At 48.7% G+C, this 5,625-nt stretch carries 10 protein-coding genes and 1 pseudogene; all 11 read right to left on the bottom strand.

The window, feature by feature from the left end; all coding sequences use genetic code 11:
• Positions 1-248 precede the first annotated feature (248 nt).
• Positions 249-482, bottom strand: a complete 234-nt coding sequence (gene rpmE, locus BGL89_RS08725) for a 50S ribosomal protein L31 (RefSeq protein ID WP_002760058.1) — start codon at positions 480-482, stop codon at positions 249-251.
• 19 nt (positions 483-501) lie between these two features.
• Entirely contained in the window at positions 502-915 is a 414-nt protein-coding gene (gene rpsI / locus BGL89_RS08720; protein ID WP_002737094.1) for a 30S ribosomal protein S9, read from the bottom strand.
• A gap of 4 nt (positions 916-919) precedes the next feature.
• Positions 920-1,375 carry a 50S ribosomal protein L13 gene (rplM, locus tag BGL89_RS08715; protein ID WP_002735375.1) on the bottom strand — a complete coding sequence of 152 codons (456 nt, stop codon included), beginning with the start codon at positions 1,373-1,375 and terminating at the stop codon, positions 920-922.
• 124 nt (positions 1,376-1,499) lie between these two features.
• Positions 1,500-2,330 carry a tRNA pseudouridine(38-40) synthase TruA gene (gene truA, locus BGL89_RS08710; RefSeq protein WP_286825372.1) on the bottom strand — a complete coding sequence of 277 codons (831 nt, stop codon included), beginning with the start codon at positions 2,328-2,330 and terminating at the stop codon, positions 1,500-1,502.
• A 2-nt stretch (positions 2,331-2,332) separates the two neighbouring features.
• On the bottom strand, positions 2,333-2,683 hold the full coding sequence (gene rplQ, locus BGL89_RS08705; protein ID WP_024970315.1) for a 50S ribosomal protein L17: 351 nt from the start codon (positions 2,681-2,683) through the stop codon (positions 2,333-2,335).
• A 21-nt stretch (positions 2,684-2,704) separates the two neighbouring features.
• Positions 2,705-3,646 (bottom strand): DNA-directed RNA polymerase subunit alpha, encoded by a 942-nt coding sequence (locus BGL89_RS08700; protein WP_158200657.1) that lies wholly within the window; start codon positions 3,644-3,646, stop codon positions 2,705-2,707.
• Between the two features lie 193 nt (positions 3,647-3,839).
• Positions 3,840-4,232, bottom strand: coding sequence for a 30S ribosomal protein S11 (gene rpsK / locus BGL89_RS08695; protein WP_286825371.1), 393 nt, complete (start codon positions 4,230-4,232; stop codon positions 3,840-3,842).
• Positions 4,233-4,271: 39 nt separating this feature from the next.
• Positions 4,272-4,655, bottom strand: coding sequence for a 30S ribosomal protein S13 (gene rpsM, locus BGL89_RS08690; RefSeq protein ID WP_002735415.1), 384 nt, complete (start codon positions 4,653-4,655; stop codon positions 4,272-4,274).
• A 93-nt stretch (positions 4,656-4,748) separates the two neighbouring features.
• Entirely contained in the window at positions 4,749-4,862 is a 114-nt protein-coding gene (gene rpmJ / locus BGL89_RS08685; protein ID WP_012593611.1) for a 50S ribosomal protein L36, read from the bottom strand.
• A gap of 127 nt (positions 4,863-4,989) precedes the next feature.
• Complete coding sequence (infA, locus tag BGL89_RS08680) at positions 4,990-5,220, bottom strand: translation initiation factor IF-1 (RefSeq protein ID WP_002737109.1); 231 nt, start codon at positions 5,218-5,220, stop codon at positions 4,990-4,992.
• Positions 5,221-5,534: 314 nt separating this feature from the next.
• Positions 5,535-5,625, bottom strand: a pseudogene (locus tag BGL89_RS08675) (DUF3782 domain-containing protein); the annotation flags it as partial.

Here is a 5,625-nt window from a genome sequence, read left to right as displayed (position 1 = left end):
ATTATCTTGAAAAAAAATGATAATTAGACAGAAGTTCTCTATGTGAACAAGAGAACTTTATCTTCTTTTGTTTTCAAAATGAGAATTGCTGTGTAGTTAGCCCTGTACGGGTCAAAGCGTACAAAGCTGATTCAAAGTGCGACGTTTGCGTACAGAATTAGTAACTATAATGACCCTACCAGCCTAAAAATAGCAAAAAACCCAGCGGGAAAATTTCCCCACCGGGTCAAAAAGGCAAAAGTAAAGAATTATTTCTGATCGGCCTTTTTGCTTGACTTATCGCCCATTTTGTACTTACGCAAGAAGCGATCAACCCGGCCTTCCGTATCGATCATCTTCTGGGTTCCCGTATAAAAAGGATGATTACCCGACCAAACCTCCACATGAATTTCTGGTTTGGTCGAACCCACCGTCATCACCAGTTCACCATTACAGATCACCTTAGCTTCCGGATACCAAGTAGGATGAATTTTTTTCGGCATAATAAACCTCTCTATTAACCTAACGTTTCGAGTATTGAGGCGCTTTGCGCGCTTTGTGAAGACCGTATTTTTTCCGTTCCTTCGCCCGGGGATCCCGAGTCAGATAACCTTCACTCTTGAGGGGAGGACGATTTTCCGGCGCTAATTGACATAAAGCTCTAGCGACACCCAATTTCACCGCGTCCGCTTGGCCGGTCAAACCACCGCCCTCGGCCTTAACGATGATATCATACTCGTTTTCCAGTCCCAAAGTCTCCAGAGGAGCCTTAATCGTCTGGATATAGGTGGGAATGCGGTTAAAATGGGTTTCTCCATCGCGACCGTTAACGGTAATGGCCCCCGTCCCCGGCACGAGACGCACGGAAGCGACCGCCGATTTGCGTCGTCCCGTTCCCCAATAAACTACCTTATTTTTACTGTCCGTGGCTTGCATTGACTTAATTTCCTCCTGCGGGAATCGTATTAATCGCTAAAACTTCCGGTTGTTGTGCCTGATGGGGATGTTCCGCACCGGCATAAACTTTCAGTTTCGTGAACAATTTCCGACCTAAGCTATTTTTCGGGAGCATTCCCTTAACAGCGTGTTCGATAATCCGTTCGGGAATGCGTTTTTGCAGTTTATCGAAGCTTTCTACCTTCATACCACCCGGTCTGCCGGAATCGCGGCGATAAACTTTCTGTTGGCGTTTTTTGCCCGTCACCGTCACTTTTTCGGCGTTAATAACAATGACAAAATCCCCCGTATCCAGATGGGGGGTGAAAGTGGCCTTATTTTTGCCCCGTAGAATCATAGCGATCTCGGTGGCCAGACGACCTAGACGCTGATCGGCCGCATCAATGACGTACCATTTCTGCTCTAGAGTCTCTAAATTTGGTAGAGGTGTTTTGTTCATGGTGAGTTTGCCTTGGTTTACAAAAATAATTTTTTTTATTGCCGACCAGGGTGTTGGGGGGTTAGAGTTTTCGGGTTTTAGGGTTTTCGGGTTTTAGTTGAAATTCCCCTATTCCCCCATTACCCTATTCCCCTATCCCCTCTGCTCGGAAATAATAAAGAGGCTGAGTCTCGAACCAGACGCTATCGGCAAAGGGAAAATCGGCGTAACCCACCCGCAGTAAACATAGTCCTTTAGCTGGTGCGGCGTATTTGACCAATTCTCGGCGCTGATTGACCCAGATGTCGGTAAAGTTTTCTAGCGATCGCTCACCAGTTCCCACCTCCACCAACATTCCCACCAATAGGCGCACCATCCCGTACAAAAAGCCATTGGCTTGAATTTCCATCTGTACAAACGGCCCTTGACGGTAGCATTCCACCCCTTGTACTTCTACCCAGGAATGGTCACGACTAGAGTTAGCACGGTGAAAGGCGGCCAGATGGTGCTTACCCAATAGAGGCCGTAGAGACCTGGCCATCAAATCGGCATCGAGGGGACGATGGTAGTAGTGCCAACTAAAGGGGCTAACAAATAGATTGGGGATGGGGTCGGTATAGAGGGTGTAACGATAACGTCGCCAGAGGGCCGAGAAACGGGCGTGCCAGCGATCGGGAACCCGGGCCGAGGCCCGAATGACGATATCGTCATCTAGCCGAGCATTGAGAATCTTGGCCCAATGGGAAGGTGGGATCGGACTCTGCTGCTCGAAATGGGCAACTTGGGCGGCGGCGTGAACACCGCTATCGGTACGTCCGGCCCCGTGCAGAGTGACGTCATGACCGAGAATATCGGCCAGAGCCTTCTCGATTTCTTCCTGCACGCTCCTGTGATGGGGTTGCCGTTGCCAGCCGTGGAAATTAGTTCCCACATACTGGATAACTAGGGCGATCCGCGACTGGTGGCAAGCTGTCATCTTTACATCAGTTCGATAATCGCCATGGGGGCATTATCCCCGCGACGGCGCAGGGTACGCACGACCCGGGTATAACCGCCGTTACGACCGCCATAACGGGCTTGTGCGCCTTCAAAGAGGGCGTGAACCAGTTGTTTATCGTAGATGTAGCCCATAGCTTGGCGACGGGCGCTCAGGGAACCGTCTTTAGCTAGGGTGATAATGTGGTCTACCTCTGCTCGCACCGCTTTCGCTTTCGCTAGGGTGGTGGTGATCTGACCGTGGCGAATTAGCTGGGTGGCCAAGCTGCGCAGCAGTGCCTTTCTTTGGTCAGCCGGCAGACCCAATTGAGGCACTTTACATCGATGTCTCATGGTATTTTCCTGGAATTGGGTTTACTTGCTTTTTTCTTGGGGTAGGGTGATGCCTAACCGTTTTTGTAGGGCTTCAATGACTTCTTCAGCCGATTTCTGCCCAAAGTTTTTGATTTCTAAGAGATCTTCTTGGCTGTAATCGAGGAGGTCGGCTACGGTGTTGATCTGCGCTCGCTTCAGGCAATTGTAGGCGCGCACGGATAATTGTAGTTCCTCGATCGGAATTTGGTTTTCTTGGTTGATCTCTTGGTCGTCAAAGTTACCGGAAGATTCGAGGGCGTTGAGATCCTTGAGCGGGTTAAAGAGATTAACTAGCATATCGGCCGCTTGGGAAAGGGCTTCTTTGGGGTTAATGCTCCCGTTTGTCCAAATTTCCAAGAGCAGACGATCTCTAGCTTGACCGCTTTCGGAACGGATATCTTCGACGCTGTAGTTGACTTTGGTTACGGGCATAAAAATCGAGTCGATTTGCAGAAAGTCTAGCGAAGTGGCTTCTTCTTTACTGCGATCAATCGCCCGATAGCCTTTGCCTTTTTCCACGCGAAATTCCATCTCTAGCTTCGCCCCTTCGGCTAGGGTAGCGACGTACTGATTGCGATCGACTATCTCGACTTCTGAGGGTAAATCGAATTGTGCCGCCACTACCGTCGCCGGTCCAGTTGCCACTAAACGCCCGATCTGGGTTTGATTGGTGTAGCTTTTGAGGATGATTTCTTTCATGTTGAGCATGAGTTCCATCACGTCCTCGCGTACTCCCTGGACGGTGGCAAATTCGTGATTGACTCCCGCGATCCGCAGGGCCGTCACGGCCGCCCCTTCCAGATTGGAAATGAGAATCCGTCTCAGGGCATTACCTACGGTCGTACCCTGGCCTCTTTCCAGAGGCTCTAGTACGAATTTACTGTACTGACTCTGATTCTTGTAAGTTTTTGCTTCTACACACTCGATTTGAAATTGCGCCACCGATTGACCTCCCTTGTTCAGTTATCAGTTATCAGTTATCAGTTATCAGTTTTCTCTAGCGTTCAGCATTTAGCGTTCAGCGTTCAGTTTTTTGCTCAGATGGTCTTTGACGACCCGATTCTCCTGCTGATGCGCCAAAAGCTAACGGCTGCCGGCCTCAAGATCCCTGTCACCTGAAAAAGCTGTTCACTGTTTACACTCTCCGGCGTTTGGGAGGACGACAACCATTGTGGGGGATGGGGGTCACGTCCCGGATCAGGGTGATTTCTAATCCTGCTCCTTGCAGGGCCCGGATTGCGGTTTCCCGTCCTGCCCCAGGGCCGCTAACCATCACCTCTAGTTGACGCATTCCCTGTTCGATCGCTCGGCGGGCGGCGTTATCGGCGGCGGTTTGGGCGGCGAAGGGGGTTCCTTTTTTAGCTCCTTTAAAACCACTCGATCCCGCCGATGCCCAAGAGATCACATCGCCTTTGGTATCGGAGATCGTGACAATGGTATTGTTGAAGGTCGATTGAATGTGAGCGACTCCGGTAGGAATATTTTTCTTCTGTTTTTTTGGTCCGGTTTTTTTGGTTGGTCGCGCCATAGTTTTTCTTGATTGGGGGATATCGCAATGAATAAAAAATTATTTCTTGGAGGGGGCTTTTTTCTTCCCTGCCACTGTCACCCGACGACCGCGACGGGTCCGCGCATTGGTTCGCGTCCGTTGCCCGCGTACGGGTAATCCTAGCCGATGCCGACGACCTCGATAGGTGCCGATATCGGCTAGGCGTTTGATGTTCATCGCCTCCCAGCGTCTCAAATCCCCCTCGATTTGATAATTTGTTTCGATATAAGTCCGTAGCGCCGCCACGTCTTCATCGCTGAGATCCTTGACCCGAGTGTCAGGGTTAACACCCGTCGCGGATAAGACTTCTTGGGAACGCGATAGACCCACTCCGTAGAGGTAGGTCAGGGCGATTTCCACACGCTTATCGCGAGGTAGGTCTACACCAGCTATCCTTGCCACGCTTTTTCTTTCTCCCTATGAACGATTTTTTTTCCAAAAACGACTACAATTAACGGTAACGATTCTCTGCCCCAAGACAGTGACTTTGGTGGGTTAACCTTGTCTCTGCTTGTGTTTGGGGTTAGAACAAATTACCATGACTCGACCGCGCCGACGGATGACGCGGCACTTTTCGCACATTTTTTTGACAGACGCTCTAACTTTCATGCCTAACTATTCTGGCAACACTGCAAGCTTACTATTATATCAGATTTCTTTTACTCGTGTCACCTATTTTTTTAAAATAAATTTGGCCGCTTATTAGGCTTTTTGGCTTCTCTGCCCCTATTTGTCACTATTTTTTTTGATTTTTCAGGCGATAGGTAATTCTGCCTTTGGTTAGGTCGTAGGGGGTCAGTTCCACTTTGACTCGATCGCCGGGGAGGATTTTGATATAATTACGGCGGATTTTGCCGGATATATGGGCTAAGACGTTGAAACCGTTATCTAAATCCACCCTAAACATGGCGTTGGGCAAAGATTCGGTGACGGTTCCTTCCATTTCAATTAGATCTTGTTTAGACAAAGTTAATTCCTCAATTTCACTAGAGACAATTTAACGACAGGCAGCAGCAACCCTGCTGTTAGCGCAATTTCCCCAGTATAGCTTATCAGTGATCACTGATCGGATGTGAGTTTTCAGTTCACTGATTACCGTTTACCGATCACAGCCAAAAAGCTCACGACACCATATTCGGTCATTATGGCATAAATTTATGGTTTTATGAAAGATTGAATCAATTCATCGCATTTTCACTACTATGAACGGACGAAAATCAAGTTAATTAGCTGGGTGTAATTAATTTGTAGATAGCCGTAGGACAAGATACCTGTACTACCTTACCAAGTCCTCGGTCGAAAGTTTTCATCATTAATAATCTCCACTGTATCCCCAGAAGGTTTAATCACAAATAGTCCTTTATTATAGGCA

The organism is Microcystis sp. LSC13-02, assembly GCA_002282935.1.
Lineage (GTDB): Bacteria > Cyanobacteriota > Cyanobacteriia > Cyanobacteriales > Microcystaceae > Microcystis.
The sequence above is the reverse complement of the archived record's forward strand: the minus strand, read 5'-3'. Positions and strand labels throughout refer to the sequence as shown.

Coding starts and splice junctions, on each gene's coding strand:
- rpmJ (WP_012593611.1), bottom strand. CDS start 4,862: ATGAAAGTTAGAGCGTCTGTCAAAAAAATGTGCGAAAAGTGCCGCGTC.
- rplM (WP_002735375.1), bottom strand. CDS start 1,375: ATGAACAAAACACCTCTACCAAATTTAGAGACTCTAGAGCAGAAATGG.
- rpsK (WP_286825371.1), bottom strand. CDS start 4,232: ATGGCGCGACCAACCAAAAAAACCGGACCAAAAAAACAGAAGAAAAAT.
- rpmE (WP_002760058.1), bottom strand. CDS start 482: ATGCCGAAAAAAATTCATCCTACTTGGTATCCGGAAGCTAAGGTGATC.
- rplQ (WP_024970315.1), bottom strand. CDS start 2,683: ATGAGACATCGATGTAAAGTGCCTCAATTGGGTCTGCCGGCTGACCAA.
- rpsI (WP_002737094.1), bottom strand. CDS start 915: ATGCAAGCCACGGACAGTAAAAATAAGGTAGTTTATTGGGGAACGGGA.
- truA (WP_286825372.1), bottom strand. CDS start 2,330: ATGACAGCTTGCCACCAGTCGCGGATCGCCCTAGTTATCCAGTATGTG.